The sequence below is a fragment of the Pseudarthrobacter naphthalenicus genome (genome assembly GCF_029076445.1).
Classification (GTDB): domain Bacteria; phylum Actinomycetota; class Actinomycetes; order Actinomycetales; family Micrococcaceae; genus Arthrobacter; species Arthrobacter naphthalenicus.
Map to the genome: position 1 here is coordinate 133,537 of NZ_JARESG010000004.1, position 17,844 is coordinate 151,380.

Annotated in this window: 15 protein-coding genes; 4 read left to right on the top strand and 11 right to left on the bottom strand. The window is 67.3% G+C overall.

Going from position 1 to position 17,844, the window contains the following annotated elements:
* Window positions 1–18: 18 nt before the first annotated feature.
* Both PY310_RS05685 and PY310_RS05690 read left to right on the top strand, forming a co-directional pair.
* Window positions 19–1,179 (top strand): acetate kinase, encoded by a 1,161-nt coding sequence (locus PY310_RS05685; RefSeq protein ID WP_275213301.1) that lies wholly within the window; start codon window positions 19–21, stop codon window positions 1,177–1,179.
* Between the two features lie 117 nt (window positions 1,180–1,296).
* Window positions 1,297–2,481 carry a metallophosphoesterase family protein gene (locus PY310_RS05690; RefSeq protein ID WP_275213302.1) on the top strand — a complete coding sequence of 395 codons (1,185 nt, stop codon included), beginning with the start codon at window positions 1,297–1,299 and terminating at the stop codon, window positions 2,479–2,481.
* Window positions 2,482–2,506: 25 nt separating this feature from the next.
* On the opposite strand, the gene PY310_RS05695 is transcribed toward PY310_RS05690, so the two are convergent.
* From PY310_RS05695 to PY310_RS05710, 4 genes are all read right to left on the bottom strand, one after another.
* Window positions 2,507–2,875: a hypothetical protein gene (locus tag PY310_RS05695; protein ID WP_275213303.1), complete on the bottom strand. Its 369-nt coding sequence runs from the start codon at window positions 2,873–2,875 to the stop codon at window positions 2,507–2,509.
* A gap of 13 nt (window positions 2,876–2,888) precedes the next feature.
* On the bottom strand, window positions 2,889–4,865 hold the full coding sequence (locus PY310_RS05700; protein WP_275213305.1) for an APC family permease: 1,977 nt from the start codon (window positions 4,863–4,865) through the stop codon (window positions 2,889–2,891).
* A gap of 102 nt (window positions 4,866–4,967) precedes the next feature.
* Window positions 4,968–5,651: a response regulator gene (locus tag PY310_RS05705; protein ID WP_275213306.1), complete on the bottom strand. Its 684-nt coding sequence runs from the start codon at window positions 5,649–5,651 to the stop codon at window positions 4,968–4,970.
* The gene (locus PY310_RS05710; protein WP_275213307.1) at window positions 5,648–7,273 is read right to left on the bottom strand and encodes a DUF4118 domain-containing protein; all 1,626 of its coding nucleotides are present in this window, start codon (window positions 7,271–7,273) and stop codon (window positions 5,648–5,650) included. Before PY310_RS05710 ends, PY310_RS05705 begins: the two co-directional genes overlap by 4 nt.
* A gap of 56 nt (window positions 7,274–7,329) precedes the next feature.
* On the opposite strand from PY310_RS05710, the gene PY310_RS05715 reads away from it, so the two are divergent.
* The gene (locus PY310_RS05715) at window positions 7,330–7,881 is read left to right on the top strand and encodes a GNAT family N-acetyltransferase (RefSeq protein ID WP_275213308.1); all 552 of its coding nucleotides are present in this window, start codon (window positions 7,330–7,332) and stop codon (window positions 7,879–7,881) included.
* Window positions 7,882–7,918: 37 nt separating this feature from the next.
* Here PY310_RS05715 and PY310_RS05720 read toward each other — a convergent pair whose 3' ends face one another.
* The 5 genes from PY310_RS05720 to PY310_RS05740 form a co-directional block, all read right to left on the bottom strand.
* Window positions 7,919–9,118 carry an NAD(P)/FAD-dependent oxidoreductase gene (locus tag PY310_RS05720; protein WP_275213309.1) on the bottom strand — a complete coding sequence of 400 codons (1,200 nt, stop codon included), beginning with the start codon at window positions 9,116–9,118 and terminating at the stop codon, window positions 7,919–7,921.
* A gap of 4 nt (window positions 9,119–9,122) precedes the next feature.
* The gene (locus PY310_RS05725) at window positions 9,123–9,329 is read right to left on the bottom strand and encodes a hypervirulence associated TUDOR domain-containing protein (RefSeq protein ID WP_275213310.1); all 207 of its coding nucleotides are present in this window, start codon (window positions 9,327–9,329) and stop codon (window positions 9,123–9,125) included.
* A 160-nt stretch (window positions 9,330–9,489) separates the two neighbouring features.
* A complete protein-coding gene (locus PY310_RS05730; RefSeq protein WP_275213311.1) occupies window positions 9,490–11,919 on the bottom strand; it encodes a zinc metalloprotease in 2,430 nt (809 codons plus the stop codon).
* Between the two features lie 6 nt (window positions 11,920–11,925).
* Window positions 11,926–12,573, bottom strand: coding sequence for a peptidoglycan-binding protein (locus PY310_RS05735; protein WP_275213312.1), 648 nt, complete (start codon window positions 12,571–12,573; stop codon window positions 11,926–11,928).
* Window positions 12,574–12,828: 255 nt separating this feature from the next.
* Window positions 12,829–15,072, bottom strand: a complete 2,244-nt coding sequence (locus tag PY310_RS05740) for a S9 family peptidase (RefSeq protein WP_275213313.1) — start codon at window positions 15,070–15,072, stop codon at window positions 12,829–12,831.
* 619 nt (window positions 15,073–15,691) lie between these two features.
* Here PY310_RS05740 and PY310_RS05745 point away from each other — a divergent pair.
* Entirely contained in the window at window positions 15,692–16,114 is a 423-nt protein-coding gene (locus PY310_RS05745) for an Hsp20/alpha crystallin family protein (protein WP_275213314.1), read from the top strand.
* 10 nt (window positions 16,115–16,124) lie between these two features.
* Here the strand turns inward: PY310_RS05745 and PY310_RS05750 are convergent, their stop codons facing one another.
* Both PY310_RS05750 and PY310_RS05755 read right to left on the bottom strand, forming a co-directional pair.
* Window positions 16,125–17,060 (bottom strand): NAD(P)H-hydrate dehydratase, encoded by a 936-nt coding sequence (locus tag PY310_RS05750; protein WP_275213315.1) that lies wholly within the window; start codon window positions 17,058–17,060, stop codon window positions 16,125–16,127.
* Window positions 17,044–17,820 carry a histidine phosphatase family protein gene (locus PY310_RS05755; protein ID WP_275213316.1) on the bottom strand — a complete coding sequence of 259 codons (777 nt, stop codon included), beginning with the start codon at window positions 17,818–17,820 and terminating at the stop codon, window positions 17,044–17,046. The genes PY310_RS05750 and PY310_RS05755 overlap by 17 nt, the downstream gene beginning before the upstream one ends.
* Between the last annotated feature and the right edge of the window lie 24 nt (window positions 17,821–17,844).

The following is a 17,844-nucleotide window of genomic DNA, read 5'->3' on the forward strand; positions in this document are numbered from 1 at the left end:
AAGGCTCAGGAGGCCCGCATGCTTGTGCTCGTCATCAATTCCGGCTCTTCCTCGCTCAAGTACCAGGTGCGCGATGTCGCCGCCGGCAGTGTGCTGGCCGAGGGGCTGATCGAGAAGATCGGCATGGGCACCGGCGGTGGCGGGGACGGCGAGATTGAGGGTCCGCGGGACCATGCGGAGGCGCTGGAGCAGGTGGATGCGGCCATCCATGCGGAGCTCCCCGACCTGAAGCTGGGAGCCGTGGGTCACCGGGTGGTGCACGGCGGCGAGCGGTTCGGCGAACCGGTCCTGATCGATAACGAGATCACCCGCGCCATCGAGCGCCTGAACCCGCTGGCCCCGCTGCACAACCCCGCCAACGTGCTGGGGATCCGTGCCATCAGCAGGAAGTGGCCGGACCTGCCGCAGGTTGCCGTGTTCGACACCGCCTTTCACCGCAGCCTCCCCGAGCACGCGTGGCGGTACGCCGTCCCCGACGAGCTGTACACCAACCACGGCATCCGCCGCTACGGCTTCCACGGCACCTCCCATGAATACGTCACGCACCGCGCCGCCGGGCTGCTGGATCTTCCAGTGGACGAGTTCGACGGCGTCATCGCCCACCTGGGCAACGGCGCCTCCGTCACGGCCATCCGGGGCGGCAAATCCGTGGACACCTCCATGGGCTTCACGCCGCTGGAGGGGCTGGTGATGGGCACCCGCTCGGGCGACGTTGACCCCTCCATCCTGGTGTTCCTCGGCCGGGCAGGCTGGACCCCGGAGGACATCGACACCATGCTGAACCGCGAATCCGGGCTCAAGGGCCTGGCCGGCAACAACGACATGCGCTCCGTGGTGGAGGCCTCGGAGGCGGGCAACGCCAAGGCATCCATGGCGCTCGCGGTCGCGTCCTACCGGCTGTCCAAGTACATCGGCGGCTATCACGTGGCCGTCGGCGGCGCGAAGGCGCTCGTTTTTACAGCGGGCATCGGCGAGAACTCGCACCAGTTCCGCGCCCTGGTCGCGGACAAACTGGGCGCCTTGGGCATAGCGCTCGACGCCGGCCTGAACAGCCAGCGTTCCAAGGAACCGCGCGTGATTTCCACACCGGAGTCGGCCATTCCTGTCCTGGTGGTGCCCACCGACGAGGAAAGGGCCATCGCGGAGGCGACTGCCGCCGTCGTACAGCCCGCAGACTGAGCGCACGCGGAATACCGTAAGTTCACTGTCAGTTCCGGGGCCGGATGCTTGGTTCCCCTATCGTCTGCGGGGTAAGGCGGCACCAAAACCGGCCCGCCACCGCAACGAGAGGGACCAGTGAATTCACGCATCAACCAGCCCACACTCAGCAGGCGAGCGGCCTTGGCAGCAGCCGGAACGCTCGGGGCGCTGGGACTTACGGTGTCCGCTGCAGGCGCCGGCAAAGCCGCCCCCGGTGGGAAGGTGCCGAAGCCCACGCTGGCGTTCCGCCCGGACGGCAGGTTCAAAGTGGTGCAGTTCAACGACACCCAGGATGACGAGCAGACGGACCGGCGAACCATCGAGCTGATGGACCGCACCCTGGATGCGGAGAAGCCGGATTTCGTGGTGATCAACGGCGATGTGATCAACGGCGGCTGTGACACGGAATTGGACGTCAAGCAGGCACTCAACCACGTGGTCAAACCCATGGAAAGCCGCAAAATTCCGTGGGCCGTAACCTTTGGCAACCACGATGAGGACTCTGCGCAGAAAACCGGGATGACAGAGGCCAGGATGCTGCAGTTTCTGCAGAGCTACGCCTACAACGTCAACGCCGACTCGGTGCCGGGCCTGACCGGAACCTCCAACTCGCAGCTACTCGTCCAGTCCTCACGCTCGAAGGACCCTGCATTTGGCCTGTGGCTGATCGACACCGGCCGGTACGCGCCGGACGCCATCAACGGCCAGAACTTCGAAGGCTACCCGGACTGGGACTGGGTACGCATGGACCAGGTCACGTGGTACCGCAACCAGTCGATCGCCACGGAACAGAAATACGGAAGAAAAGTACCCTCCCTCATGTGGGGCCACATCGCCCTGCACGAGCACCGGAACATGTGGTTCGCCAGCATCGACTCACGGACGGACGCGGACCACGCACGCGCCGTCGCCAAGCACAGCATCGTCGGCGAGCGCAACGAGGATGAGTGCCCCGGTCCCTTCAACTCGGGCCTTTTCAATGTCTTTCTGGAGCGTGGGGATGTCCGCGGATACTTTGTGGGGCACGACCACGTCAACACCTACGTGGGTGACTACTACGGCGTGCAGCTCGGCTACGGTCCCGGAACGGGATTCGGCGCTTATGGGCTGGACGGTGCGGAGCGGAACCGGCTCCGTGGGGCCCGCGTCTTCGAACTTGACGAGAGCCATCCGGGTATCTACAAGGACACCCGGCTGGTCTTCGCGAAGGACTTTGGCATTGACCTGACAGCGAACGACCAGCCCATCGTTCCGGTCCCGCTGGACCAGGCCCAGAGCTGACCGCAACCCCATCCGCTGCTCCGGCTTAGCCGGGGCGGGGGATGCGGGCTGCCACGTCCGCGGCGTCCTCCAGGCTGACCGGAGCGTCCTGCCGGAAGGCGGCGTCGGCGTCGACTTGGAGCACGTCCGCGGCCAGGACCCGCACGTGGACGAGCTCGTCGTGGGTCGCGGTGCAGGCGAGCACGTCCCCGCGCACGTGGGTGTGGCGGGTGTCCGTCCCGGGGGTCTCCTGGAAAATGACCCACCACGGGTCGCCGTCGGCATCCTTGAACAGGATGCCGCCACGGGGCAGATACGCGGAGCCGTCCACGCCGCGGCCCTGGAAATCCGCCACTTCCTCGGGTGGAGCTGCGAACCTGACCCCGCCCGCTCCGCCTGCCTCACGCCAGTTCATGGTCCGGCGCCCGTCAGCCGACGTGGACCCAGGGGCGGTTGGTGACCTCGGGCACGGCCTCCCGCAGCACTTCCCTGGTGACCGGTGCGATCTCACCCTCGCCGAGGAACAGGAAGCGCAGGAGGTTGGTCACCGGATTCCCTTCGGTCCAGCGGAAATAGATGTGCGGCATCAGCCCGGTCACGTCCCGGATGTGGAGCAGCACCGAAGCGATGGTGTTCGGCACCACGGGGCCGTGGACCTCCAGGATCCGGTAGCCGTGCCGTTCCACGCCGTGGACCTGCAGCTCGGTTTCGAAGTCCGAGGAGTCGTCCACGATGACCTCGAGGAACAGGGCCTGGTGGTTCAGGGGAAGATGGCTGACCTCGATCGCCGAGGTGAGCTTGTCCTCGTACGCCTGGGCGCTGGTCCGGAGCGGTTCGTGGGAAATGATGGTCAGGGGGCCCTCCACCACCTCAGACATGAATTCCAGCGCCTGCCGGTCCATGTGCACGTGGGTGGCATGCAGCTCGAAGGAGCGGCGGACCCGGGACAGCAGGGAGATGATGATGATCCCGGCGATAAAGACGGCCGCGATCCGGATGCCTTCGGGGCGCTCGAAGATGTTGGCGATGGTGGTGTAGATGAACACCACCGCGATGACGCCAAACCCGACCGTGCGTTTGCGCTGCCGGCCGCGCCGGGCGGAGAGCGTGACCGCCACTGCGGCAGAGGTCATTAGCACCAGCACACCGGTGGCGTACGCACCGCCCTGGGCATCGACGTCGGCCTTGAACAGGAAGGTGATGAGGAACCCGATCAGGGTGAACACCAGGACCAGCGGGCGGACCGCCTTGGCCCAGGCCGGGGCCATGCCGTAGCGCGGCAGGTACCGGGGGACCAGGTTCAGCAGCCCGGCCATGGCGGACGCGCCGGCGAACCAGAGGATGGCGATGGTGCTGATGTCGTACACGGTGCCGAAGCCGACGCCCAGGTACTGGTGCGCCAGAAAGGCCAGGGCCCGGCCGTTGGCCTGTCCGCCGGGCTGGAATTCCTGCTGCGGGATCAGCACCACGGTGATGAAGGACGTGGTGACCAGGAACGCGCTCATGATCACCGCAGCAGTGGTCAGGAGCCGCCGGGCCCCCTTGATCCGGCCCGCGGGGTTCGCCTCGGTGTCGGTCTCCGCGCCGCGGATCTGCGGCATGACGGCCACCCCGGTTTCAAAACCCGACAGGCCCAGCGCCAGCTTCGGGAACACCAGCAGCGCGATTCCGATCACCATGAACGGGTTGCCGTGGGACGTGGTCAGCGCCTGCCACCAGTCGCCGATGGCAACGGTGTGGGTGAACACCTCCGCCAGGGTCAGGACAACCACGATCGCGTTCAGCCCCAGGTACAGGGCCACCAGGACAACCGCGACGCCGATGGCCTCCTTGAACCCGCGCAGGAACACGGCGGCGAGCAGAGCCAGCAGGAACAGCGTGACCGCGATGTTCTGCCCCGCCAGCCAGCCCGGGGCCAGCGGGTTCTGGATCAGGTGGGCCGTGGCGTCGGCCGCGGACAGGGTCATGGTGATCATGAAGTCCGTCGCCGCGAAGCCGAGGAGGATCAGGACGAAGAGTTTGCCGCCCCAGCGCGGAAGGAGCCGCTCCAGCATGGCGATGGAACCTTCGCCGCGGTGGCTTTCCCCGGCCACCCTCCGGTACACCGGCAAGGCTCCGAGCAGCGTGACCAGGACCAGCACGATGGTGGCCAGCGGGGAAATCACGCCTGCAGCCAGGGCCGCGATGGCCGGCTGGTAGCCGAGGGTGGAGAAGTAGTCCACACCGGTCAGGCACATGACCTGCCACCAGCTGTGCTTCTTCTCGTGGGCGGTGGTCACCCCGCCCGGGCCCTGATGCGCACCCTTGCTGTCCTGCAGCCCGAAGAGCAGCCAATTACGCAGGGCGGTCTTGCCGTGCGGACGCGGGGCCGACGGGTCTGTCGGGGTCCTGCTCAAGGTGGTCATGGAGTCCTTTCCGGGCGGCACTTGCGCGCCCGAGATCACACTCCGAAGCTAACACCGGCGAAAATTGCCACCCCGCGAAAGAACGAATTATTGACGAATCCTTTACGGCTCGAAGCGGTACCCCATGCCGGCTTCGGTGAGCAGGTGCCGGGGCCGGGCGGGGTCGGCTTCGAGCTTGCGGCGCAGCTGGCCCATGTAGACCCGCAGGTAGTGGGTCTCGTTGCCGTAACCCGGGCCCCAGATCTTCGCCAGCATCTGCTGCTGCGTGATGAGCCGCCCCGGGTTCCGGACCAACAGCTGCAGGATGCCCCACTCCCGCGGGGTTAGCCGCACCGGTGCGCCGTCGCGGGTCACCTTTTGGCTGGCCAGGTCCACCTGGAAGTCCCCGACGTCGATGTTCCCGGGCTGTTCGCCGCCGTCGGAGGAACCGAGCCGCCGTTCGGCCACCCGCAGCCGCGCCAGGAGCTCGTCCAGCCCGAACGGTTTGGTGACGTAGTCATCGGCCCCCGCGTCGAGGGCCCTGACCTTGTCCACGGATCCGTGCCGGGCGGACAGCACGATGATCGGTGTGTTGCTGGTGCGGCGGATCCTGGTGATGACGTCCACGCCATTGATGTCCGGCAGGCCCAGGTCCAGCACGATGATGTCCGGCCGGCTGTTCTCGGCATGCAGGAGGGCGGCGGCTCCGTCCAGTGCCGTGAGCACGCTGTACCCCTCGGCATGCAGGTTGACCTGCAGTGCGCGCAGGAGCTGGGCTTCATCATCGACGACGAGCACCGTCCTCATCGCCGGCCCGCCTCTGTGGAGCGTCCGTCAGCCCGGGACGTGAGGTGCGCGTTCTCGGGTCCGCTGGAGAGGGGCAGGCGGATGACCATCGTCAGGCCCCCGCCGGGGGTCGGCTCTGCGGCGAGCTGGCCGCCCATGGCTTCGGTGAAACCCTTCGCGACGGCGAGGCCCAGGCCGATGCCCAGGCCATCCGGGGCGTCGTCGAGCCGCTGGAAGGGTTCGAACATGCTCACGACATTGGCGGCGGGAACCCCCTGGCCGTGATCGACGATCCTCAGTTCACCGCACGGACGGCCCTCCAGGGTGGCCGCTGCGGTTCCGCTCGCGGGCCCCACGATGACCACGTCCGAGCCGGGCGCGTATTTCAGGGCGTTTTCCGCAATGTTGGCGATGACCCGCTCCAGCATCCCCAGGTCAGCGTCGATAAGCGGAAGGTTCGGGGCGAGATCGACCCTGATGGCGCCGTCGGGAATTCCCCGGAGAGCCTCTTCGATCGCATCCCGCCACGTCACCGGCGCGGTGAGGGGCGCAGCGGATCCGCTCGAAATCCTGGACATGTCCAGAAGGTTGCCCACCAGGGATTCGAGCCGGTCTGAATACGACTCGATGGTCTCCAGCATTTCGGCCTGGACCTCCGCCGGGAGCCGCTTGTTCTGCCGCCGCAGGGCCGTGACGGCGAGCTTGATGCCCGCCAGCGGTGTCCGCAGGTCGTGGCTGACGGCGCGCAGGATGGAGGTCCGGATGCTGTTGCCCTCGGCCAGCTTGGCGGTCTCGCTCAGTTGGTGCTGCAGCGACTGGCGCTGGCGCAGCAGGAGGAGATGGGACCCGTAGGCGGTCAGCAGGCGCCGGTCTCCCGGGGACAGGGCCCTGCCGGTGACCACCAGCGCCGTTGCCGGGTTCGCAAGTTCGACGGCACCGGCAGCGGGATCCTCGGAGCCGGGCGGCGGGGGAGGCGCCTCGCCGGAATACGCCTGAAGGGCCCAGCCTCCGCTGTACTCGGGCTGCTGGTTCTCTGTCTGCCGGTTCTCTGTCTGCCGGTTGTCCGGCTGCTGGCCGTCCGGCCGGGTGTAGAGCCCGGCGGACCGGACCTGGAAAGTATCCCGGACTTTGGCGAGGAAAGCCGCCACGGTGTCGTCCTGGATCAGCGCGTCCCGGGCCAGGTCAGCGAGGGTTGCCGCCTCGGACCGTGCCCGGGCGGCCTCGCGGGCGCGCCGGGCCGAGAGACCCACCAGCAGGGACACGGCAATGGCCGAGCCGAGGAAGACCAGCAGCGCGAAAATGTTCTGCGGATCCTTGACGCTGAACGTCCCCACCGGTTCCGTTTCGAAGTAGTTGAGCAGCAGGGAATCCAGCAGCGCAGCCACCACCGCCGGCCACAAGCCGCCGATGAAGGCCACCGCCATGACGCCGGTCAGATGGACCAGCACATGGGTGGCGAGATTCAGATCCGGGGCGAGGGAAAGAACCAGGGTGGCGAGTGCCGGAAGGAGCACGGCGAGGATAAAGCCGGCCGTCGTGCGGGCACGGCCGAGGGTCAGCGGGGCTCGTTTGCGCGGCAGGGCGATGGTTCTGCCCGCGCCGCGGGCCCCGCCCGGAAGAATGCGATGAATTCCCTTTGCCACAGTGACAGTCTGTCAGCTTTGATCGAGCTGAGGGCGCATGGCGTAGCCTTCACTCCATGCCGGAAATTACCCTGCCCCTCCGAACGGAACGGTTGGTCCTGCGCCGCTTCGAGGGCCGCGACCTGGACACCTTCCACGCCTACCACTCCCTCCCGGAAACCGCCCGTTTCCTGCCCGGGCCGGCGAAAAGCTACACCAAGTCAATGGAGTCCGTGGGCAAGTACGCCAACTTCAGCTTTGACAAGGAGGGCGACTGGATCTGCCTGGCCATCGAGGCGGCGGATGGTCCGGGACTCCTGGGCGAAGTGGTACTTAAGTGGGTGCCGGGCCGCGGGCAGGCCGAAGTGGGCTGGACCCTGGCTCCGGAGGCGCGCGGACAGGGCTACGGAAGCGAAGCGGCAGCGGCCGTACTGGACCTGGGATTCGGCGAGCTGGCTTTCCACCGGATCGAGGCGCGGCTCGATGCCCTCAACACCGCATCGGCCGCCCTGTGTGAGCGACTCGGCATGCGACTCGAAGCCCGGCACGTGGACAAGTGGCACTACAAGGGCGAGTGGGCCACCGAGCTGGTCTACGCGATTTTGGCTGACGAGTGGCACAGCCGGTGAAGGCCCGCCACACGTCCGCCCGGGTGAAGGCCCGCGGCTACGCCCGGCCCTTGAGGATCAGGTTCCAGTAGACCTGGGGGAACACGTCGCGGTCCACCACCCATGACGCCCGGCTTTCCTTCCACGTGGGCACCTTGGGGATGGTGGGTTTGGGCCGGTAGTCGGCGTCGAACTCGGCGAACACCACCGTGGAGCGGGAGACGGTGAACGGACACACTGCGTAGCCGTCGTACTTTTGGGTCGGGGGCGTCCCCTTGCGGGCTGCCACGAGGTTCTTGGCCAGCACCTTGGTCTGCTTGCGCAGCGCGCCGCCGCACTTGGAATTGGTGGTTGCGGCGGCGTCCCCCAGGGACCAGACGTTGGGGTAGCGGACGTGCTGCAGGGTTGCCGGGTCCACCTGCACAAACCCGCCGCCGTCGCCCGGGGCGGGCAAATCGGTGGCCTTTAGCCAGTCCGGGGCAGACTGCGGCGGGACCGCGTTGAGGACGTCGTAGGGGATCTCCTCGGTGGTGCCTGCCGCGTTGTCCCGGACCAGTGCGGTCCGTCCGAGGGCGTCCACGGCCGTGAGTTCGCTGTTGAGGCGCAGCTCGATGCCGTACTCGGCGATCTTCCGGTTGAGTTCGTCGTCGACACCCGGCACGCCGTACACGGTGGGATAGGGCTGGACCATGATCACCCGGATGTCATCGAGGACTCCATGGTCCTGCCAGTAATCGCAGGCCAGGTACATAGGCTTCTGGGCCGCGCCGGCGCACTTGGCCGGTCCGGAAGGCATGGTGAACACCGCGGTGCCGGCCTTGAGGCTGCTGAGCAGCGTCCAGGTTTTGGGGGCAAGATCGAACTCGTAGTGGGACGATCCGAAGGGCGAATGGACTGCAGCTTCGAGGCCCGGAACCTTGTCCCAGTCCAGCTGCAGTCCCGGGCAGACCACCAAGTGGCTGTAGGTGACCTGGTCGCCGGAGTTCAGTGTCACCGTGTTGGCCGCGGCGTTGATCACCCAGGCCCCGTCCCGGATCCAGGCGACCCCCGGCGGAGTGACGGAGGCCTGCGGCCGGATGGCCTCCGCCGCTTTGGCCTTCCCGCCCGCAATGTGCGAAAAGAGCGGCTGATACAGGTGGTGGTCTTTGGGTTCGACGACGGCGATGTCGGTGACGCCGTACCGGCGCAGCCGTGCCGCCAGGGAAATCCCCGCGTTGCCGCCGCCGACGATGAGCACCTCGTGATGCGCGTCAGCCATGGCCTCAGCCCTTCTCGGTCAGGGCCGCGGCTTTGTGGGCCGCGCGGGCACCGGTCTTGGCGGACTCCACAACGTACTGCGGTTCTGCTTCGCTGGCCCGGTGCGTGTGTCCGTCCAGTTCAAAGTCGCTGGTCTTCTTTTCCACGATTTTGCCGTGCGTGGGCCCCTGGGGCGTGTTCCATTCCACGGAGGTTCCTTTGCGTAGCGACATGTCTGCTCCTTCGGCCCGGGCGGAAAACAAGCTGCACCCAATGGTAAGCATGGTTAGTATTCCCGGTCACCGGCCCGGGCCCCCCTGATTGAGCAGGGGTGGGGGCGAAGGTGCCATCCGCTGCTCCGTAACGGCCCTTCTGGGTCCGGTGGAGGGCCCGTTACGGAGCAGTCGATGGTGTTGTTTCTCCAGCTGGGGGTGCGGCTTCGCCGCTGTCCGCCGTCGGCGGTGCCTCAGCAGGTGCCTCGGCAGGTGCGTCGGCCGTGGGAACGGACGACGGCGGCGTGTCACCTGCCGGCGGCTGCGTCACTTGCGCCGTGGGCGGCGGAGCGGCCGGTGCGGTGGCGGCGCCACTGCTGGTTGGGACCGTCGCCGGTGACGTGGAACGGGGGGAGGGCTGCGTGGTGGAGCCCGTTGTCGGCGGGGGCGTGGCAGCTGCGGCGCCGGCCCTGGTGGCGCTGGGGTCGGCCTTGATGATGCCGGTGATCTGTTCCTTGTACGCCGCCAGCCTGCCCTGGATCTCGCTGAGCGGCACATTCCGGATGTTCTTCCCGTAGACGGCAATCTCGGCCCATAGCGCATTCAGCCGTGCCATGCTGTCTTCGCCCAGCGGCCCGTCCAGGGTGAGGACCAGCTGGCTCGCCAGGGCGTACGTGAGGCACTCCAGACAGTTGTAGTTCGCAGCAGCAGACAGGTTTTCGGGGACGATGACGTCCGCCTGGCCCACAATGAGCACCACCTGGAACCCCACCGCCACCGCCGAGCAGCCCGAGCAGCTGGCAAAGGCGTAAGCCTCATTGGTGGTATCCACGGCTTGGCCGTCCTCCGCCCAGACCAGGGCGAACGCCACGCTGTACTTCGCCGAACCGTCGGTGGTGTTCACCGCCAGCGCCTGATTACCGTCGGCCTCAGGAGCCGCGGGCTGGTCGAAGGGGAACACCCAGGAAGGGGCGCTCGCATCCCGTGACCCCGGCCCTGACCCTGTCTCCGTTGCGGAGCCTGCGGGCACCAAGACCATGCTGAGCTGCGGGTTTTCCCGCGTGGGCAGCTCCGCTTTGGCAGGCCACAGGGCCACTGTGCTGCCCGACCGCCCCTCCTGCAGCACGGCACTGGACGGCGGAAATACGGACGTGGTGGCGTCAGCCAGCGTCCCGCGTTCGTATGCCTGGACCGGACGGTAGGTGCCGCCGTCGGGCCACCACGCCCAGGCGAGGCCGGCTACCACGGCAGCAGAGGCCACTGCTGCGGCACAGCGCTGCAGCGCCTTGCCGCTGGTCTTTTGCCAAAGGCCCGTGGCGAGTTGCCGCGCGAGGCGCAGCACAATGTAGAGCGTGCCCAGCACCGGAAGCGCCACGGCGGCAATGGCCACCACACGCACGGCCGCATCGGCGAGATCTCCTGCGGTGGCGCTGGCGGAAAGCAGCGCCTGTTGCCGGAGCACGCTGTCCCACGCGGTGGCCAGCAACCGCGGCAGGGCGAGCACCATCATCACCATGCTGAAGAGCAGCAACGGCACGGTCACCAGGACCCAGAGCGTCACCACGGCGCGTGCCCACGGCTTGAGGACCCGGCTCTCCGGCCTGCCCCAATTCCCGGGGAGGAGGCCCAGAAGGGTCGGCTTGATGCGCTGGAAGAGGTCCGGGACGCCCACTGTGTCGGCCAGGATGTGGTAACCGTCGTAGCGTACTAAGGGCATCAGCTGCCGGACCATCTGGAGGATCTGTGTGACCACCACCAGTAGCAGGGCGTCGAAACCGGTTGCCCACCAGATGCCCATGATGGCCACCGCCACGATCGCATTGAAGTACAGCCCGCCAAGGTCTGTGCGGAGCCGGCCGCCGCGGCCCAGCCGGTAGGAGTCGGTGACGTCGGTGAAGAACGCCGGCCAGATCAGGTACAGGCCCGCCCCCATGGCTCCGGGCGTGGCGCCGCCCTTGCGGGCTGCGGCGGCGTGGCCGAACTCGTGGAAACCGGCCGAGAGGATGGTGATCGCGAAAATCAGCAGGAGCAAGGCGGGGTTGGCGAATGCCGCATGCGTGGCCGAGCCGAGGCCTTTGACCATCAGCACCCACCAGCAGGCGGCCAGGAACGCGGCCGTCACCGCCACCACAATCAGCGGGTTGAACAGTGCGGCGAACGGCGCAGTGAGCCTGCGGGTGCGCTCCGGATCGGTCACCGTATACCGGAACCTCATGCCCAGCAGCGGGTCCGCCTTGCGCACCTCCGGCTGGGAGCCGTCCGCGAGCCTGAGCAGGCCCATGGGCAGGAGCTGGGAATCCATCAGCGTGCGGATGTTCTCCGGGCTGACCAGCCGTCCCGACCTGGCGCTGACGTGCCGGGCCATCTCCTCTGTGTCGCGGCTGCCGTCGGCGGCTTCCAGCACCAGGTAGAGCAGCGGGGTCAGCTGCAGGGTCTGGCCGTCGGCGCGGCGGACCAGGGAGGGTGCCTCACGGTAACCTGATCCTTCCGACCGGCCCAAGAGCTGGACGCCTTCGGCCCGGGAAGGAACGGGTGCCCGGTGCCCGGTGACGAGGGCAGAGGACGACGGCGGACCCGCCTGTCCGGGCGGGCCGCCGTGCGCTGTGGTCATTTTTGCTTACTGTTCGAGGTTGGACTGCTGATCGGCGGAAGCGTTGGCTTCGCCGTCGATGTGCTGGCTAATCATGGCGTCCTGGTCAGCCACGGCAAAGGACTGGCTGTCGATGGAGCCGATGTTCGCTGCCACGGCGGCATCGATGGGAGCGGCCACGTTGGCGTTGGCTGCCACGGCGCCGTTGATGGGCGCGGCAATGTCGGCGTCGGCCGCGAGGTCCACGTTGACGTTGAGGAGGTCCCCGTCCAGGGCCGCGGCGGGATCACCGGGCAGCGCACCGACGTCGGGCAATGATTCGTCAGGCGCGGTTGCGGCAGGGGCCGCTGCCGCCTCTTCAGCGCCGGTGCCCTGGCTGATGGTGCTGTCCTGGGCGGAATCAGCATTCGCGTCCGCCGTGATGCCCTGGTCGATAATGACGCCCTGGTCCGCAAGGGCCTGGGCGTCTGAGCCGAAGGAGAGAATGTTGGCCGAGGCGGCGGCGTCAATCGGTGCCGCCACGTTGGCGTTGGCGGCTACGGCCAGATCGATGGGGGCCGCAGCGTTAATGCCGAGATCCAGGTCAGCGTTCAGGTCCAGGACGGAGGCAACTTCCTTGTCCGGCAGGGCGGTGGTCTGTTCCAGCATCAGTTCATCGTCAGTCAGGGGACGCATTTCCGGGTTCATACTCAGGCAACCTCCAGTACGGCGCGGGTTGGTCCACCCCCAGCGGGCAGCCCGACGCCAGACAATAGTAAGCATGATTATCTTCTGTCGCCATCGATTGCTCCGAAACGCAGCACATCGATGACGCCAGTTGGAGGCGGACGATGGCGGCAGACCGGTTTACCCGGCCTCCTCCGGAGCCGGTGCGGCTGGCAGCCGGATCGAAAGCACCCTCAGCCCCGAACGCCGCCGCGTGCCAGATGCCTACTTCAGGCCGGCGCCCGGGAGCAGCTCCGTGGCGCCGAGCGAATCGGCGATGAATGCGTAGTCCCAGGCCCGCTCGCGCCATTGGACGTACCGGCCGGAGGCGCCGCCGTGGCCGCCGTCCATCTCGATCTTCATCACGATGGGCTCGCTGCCGGTGGTCTTGTTCCGCAGCTCCTGGACCCACTTGGCCGGCTCTACGTAGAGGACGCGGGTGTCGTTGAAGGATGTCACCGCGGCGATCTTCGGGTAGGCCACCTCCCGCACGTTCTCGTACGGCGAGTAGGAGTTCATGTACGCGTACACCTCAGGGTCCGTGATGGGGTTGCCCCATTCCTCCCATTCCAGGGCGGACAGCGGAAGTTCCGGATCCAGGATGGACGTCAACGGGTCCACGAACGGCACCTGTGCCACCACCGCGGCGTACTTTTCCGGCGCCAGGTTGGCCACGGCGCCCATCAGCAGGCCGCCCGCGGAGCCGCCCATGGCCGCAATCCGTGAGGGGTCCACCCAGCCCGAGTTCGCGAGCCAGTCGGTGGCGGCCACGAAGTCCGTGAACGTGTTCTTTTTGGTCAGCTTCTTGCCGTCCTCGTACCAGTGCCGGCCCAGCTCGCCGCCGCCGCGGATATGGGCGATAACAAACACCACCCCCCGGTCCAGCAAGGACAACCGCGCGATGCCGAATCCGGGGTCCATGCTCAGCTCATACGAGCCGTACCCGTAAACCAGGCCCGCCGCCGTCGAATCCTGTTTGATGCTCTTGTGCCGCAGGACGGAGAGCGGGATCCGGGTGCCGTCCGGCGCGTCCGCCCATTCCCTGGTGGCCACGTAATCGGCAGCGGAGTAGCCGCCCAGCACGGGGCTTTCCTTGCGGAGCAGCAGCTCGCCGGCGGGTTTGTCCGGCGTGGGCAGGACAAAGTCGTACACGCGCGACGGCGTGAAATAGGACGTGTAGCCCAGCCGGATCACCGGCGCCTCATAGTCAGATCCTCCCACACCGGCCGTGTACAGCTCCTCGTCGAAGGCGGGCTCCACGGGCGCCTCCTGCGCGGGGGTGCCGAGGCCGGAAAGCCCCATCACCTGCACCCGTTCGATGGTGTCCTTCCGGACGGAGACGATCAGGTGCGTGGAGGTGACGCCCGCACCGTTGACGCGGACGTCGTCGGAATGTTCGACGACGGTGCTCCAGTGCTGCTCGGCGAGCGGCTTGGTGAGCTCGGCCGGGTCAACCAGGGAGACCATGGAGTTCACGGCGTTCCGGTTGTGCGTGATGAGGATGCGCTCCTGCTTTTCGTCGTCGGCGCCCTCGAGGAGGAAGGGTTCGGCCTCGTACAGGACGCGTTCGTCGCGGGAAATCACGGTGGTGATCGCCGCCGTCGGGTCATCGAAGCGCAACAGGCGCGTCTCGCTGTACTCGGAGCAGCCGATGCCCAGCACGAGGTAGCGCCTGTCCGAGGAGAGCTCAAAGCCCAGCCACATGGCGACGTCGTCCTCCTGGTAAATCACCTCGTCCTCGGTGACGGGCGTGCCCAGGACGTGGGCTTTCACCTGGTACGGGCGCCACGAATCGTCCACCACCGTGTAAAAGATCCGGGTGCCGTCGGGGGAGAAGCTAACGCCGTAGAAAACGTTCTCGATGACGTCCGGCAGGAGCTCGCCGGTCCGCAGGTCCTTGATGTGCAGGGTGAAGCGTTCATCGCCGGCGTTGTCCACGGCGTAGGCGAAGAGGTTGCCGTCCACGGTCACGGCCGAGCCGCCCACGGAGAAGAACGGCTGACCCTCGGCCTCCACGTTGCCGTCCAGCAGCACTTCCTCACCCGGGATTTCGACGCCGGCCTCCACCGCCGGGGGAGTCCAGTCCGCCACGCGGATGCCGGTGTCCTGGGCCCGGACGCGGCACTGGATGCCGTATTCCTTGCCCTCCGCCGAGCGGCTGAAATACCACCAGCCGTCCTTGCGGTTCGGAACAGACAAGTCTGTCTCCTGCGTGCGGCCCTTGATTTCCTGGAAGATGGCCTCGCGCAGCGGCTCCTGGTGCGCGGTGACGGCCTCCTGGTAGGCGTTCTCGGCCTTCAGGTGCTCCACAACCTCCGGGGACTCCTTGTCGCGCAGCCACTCATAGTGGTCCACGAAGGTATCGCCGTGGTGGGTCCGCACATGGGGGACCTTCTTGGCGACCGGCGGCCTGGGGGCGGCGGAATCGGGGGCGGAACCGGCGGAATCCTGCAGCGGAGTCTGAGTCATTCCTTCAATATAGAGACCCCCGCAGACAAAGGGCACGCCCGTTCGCTACCGGGGTAGCGCCAACCCCCGCTTCCCCCTGCCCGCTTCGCCTCCCCCCGGACGCTCTCTCACTTAATGTGGGTTTTCCCGAAACCCTCTCTCACTTAACGTGGGTTTTTCCGAAACCCTCTCTCACCCGACCCGGCCCTGCCCGGGGTCCCCTTCGGCCCTGCGCCCAGGTGTCTGGGAACGGACAAAAGTTACCCGCGGGGACCCCTTGAACAGCCCATTATGCGGGTGCTAAAACGGCATTACCGGGAGGATCCGAACGCGTGGTTTTTCATCTGCCTCTTGAGGGCGATTCGCCGTTTGGGCACGCCACAGCGCTAGATCGCGCATCGGCAGTTGCGGGTGACCCTCCCGATACGGTGACCCCCGGCCTCGCCGGGGGTCATCCGCATGTGCGGCTACCGTGCGATGAGGCCGGTCGGCGGCTGACCAGCCGGAGAGCAACTCCCGCCTCAGCTGGCCCTCAGGGCGGGCTTGCGCACGAATAAGTCTAGGTGCTATAAAAAATCTATATCAGCCACTACAGATCGGCTGGTTCACTTGTGAGTCACCTATGACGAGGAGGAAAGTCATGTTGATGCGTACCGATCCCTTCCGCGAACTGGACAGGCTGACCCGCCAGGTCCTCGGAACCAGTGCGCACCCTGCTGCCATGCCCATGGACGCCTGGCGGGATGACCATGAATTTATCGTGGCGTTCGACCTGCCCGGAGTCAGCCTGGACTCCGTGGACATCGACGTGGAACGGAATGTCCTGACCGTCAAGGCCCAGCGCCCCGAACCTGCCGGGAAGGACGTGGAGATGCTCGCCTCCGAACGCCCGCGCGGCACCTTCAGTCGTCAGTTGATCCTCGGTGACACGCTGGACGTTGACCAGGTGAAGGCAGCTTACGACGGCGGTGTGCTCACCTTGCGCATACCGGTCGCCGAGAAGGCCAAGCCACGGAAGATCGAGATCGAAACGAAGGAGCCGCAGCACCAGATTGCCTCGTAGCTGGCCAAGGTCAGGTGGCAAGCTCCAGCATGAGCGCCGGCAGTTCATCCGTCAGCTCGCGGGCAAGGAAGCCGAGCGGTCCCAGCCTGCTCGCGAGCCTGTCGGCGGCGGCCGCATGAAGGTGGGTTCCCCAGCAGGCCGCTTGGGCGTCGCTGGCGCCGCGTGCACGGAGCCCGGCGATGGCCCCGGCCAGCACGTCCCCGCTCCCGGACGTGCCCAGGCCGCCGTAGCCGGTGGTGATTTCCCAGAGCCCGGGACCGTCCGGGGCCTGCCCGTCGGGTGGCCGGGCAATGAATCCCTGGCAGCTGACCACCGCCTGGTACTGCCGGGCAATCTCGCGCACGGCAGATTCCGGCCGGTCCATCTCCCGACCCAGCAGGATCCCCGCCTCCCTCGGGTTCGGGGTGAGGATCAGCCGCCCGTGCCAGGGCTGCAGATCCTCCATCAACCTGGGCAGGCAGCCCAGCGCGAATGCGTCCAGAACGATGGTGGCACCGCCGGTGCCGGAACCCGCGCCGGTGCTGCCGCCGTCGGCATCCCTTTTCAGCAGGGTCCTGAGCAGCTCCTCCGTGCGGTCCGCGTCATCCAGGCCCGGCCCAATCAGAACAGCGTCGGCACTCTCAAGATCCGCGTAAACGGGGTCCAGCCCGGTGCCCCGCACGGAGCCGTCCCGGGTTTCCGGCAGGCCGATGACGCCGGCCTCCGGGAAGCTGACAGCCAGCTGTGCGGCCACCGATTCGGCGACGGCCAGCGTGAGCCTCCCGGTCCCGGCCCGGAGCGCCGCGATTCCGGCCAGCAGGACGGCGCCCGGCGTGGCCCTGGCACCGCCGATCACCGTCACGGCGCCGCGGGAGTACTTGTCCTCCCCGGCCGACGGCAACGGCCAGCCGCGCAGCAGCGATGGTGTTACCGGGATCGCCCCGGCCGAGCTACCGGGGGCGGACATCGGCATCCCCGGCGTGTTCGGTGACCTCGACGCCCTGCGCGGTGAGGTGGTCCGCCACGTTGAAGCTTTCCAGCGTCCATGGACCATTCCCCTCGGGCCGGACGTACCGGGTGATGGACGCGTTCAGGACCGAGGTGCTGGCGGCCAGGTCCAGGAGTTCGGCCTCGGTCATCCCTTCCAGGACATACCGCACCAGAAGAATCAGGGCGTCGTGGCACACGAGCATCACCCGTTGCCCGCTGCCCAGGCTGTTGAGTTCGCCCAGGACGGAGCGCAGCCGCAGCACAACATCAGCCCAGGACTCGCCGCCGGGCGGACGGTAGTAGAACTTGCCCAGCCACCGACGGCGCTCGGCCTCTTCCGGGAGCCGCCGTTCCACGCCCTGCCGGGTGAGCATGTCCAGGATGCCGAGTTCACGGTCGCGGAGCCGCTCGTCCGTGCGGACTTTGACGGGCCAGCCGGCGGTCTCCACGGCAATCTCGGCCGTCTGAAACGCCCGCAGGTAAGGGGAGGACACCACGGCGTCGGGCCGGAGATCCTCCGCGATCGTAGCCAAGGCCCGCCCCAATGCGAGCGACTGCTCCTGCCCTGTGGAGGAAAGGGTCACGTCGGGGTCGCGGGCCGGCACATTGATCACGTCGGCACCGGCCTGGCTGGCCTCGGTAGCTGCCAGGTTGCCTTCACTTTCGCCATGCCGGACCAGGATGAGCTCCACGGCTCCGGCCTCCCGCACCGCCTGCGTCAAGCCGCTGTTTTCCAAGACCAACCACCTCATCGCCGTGGG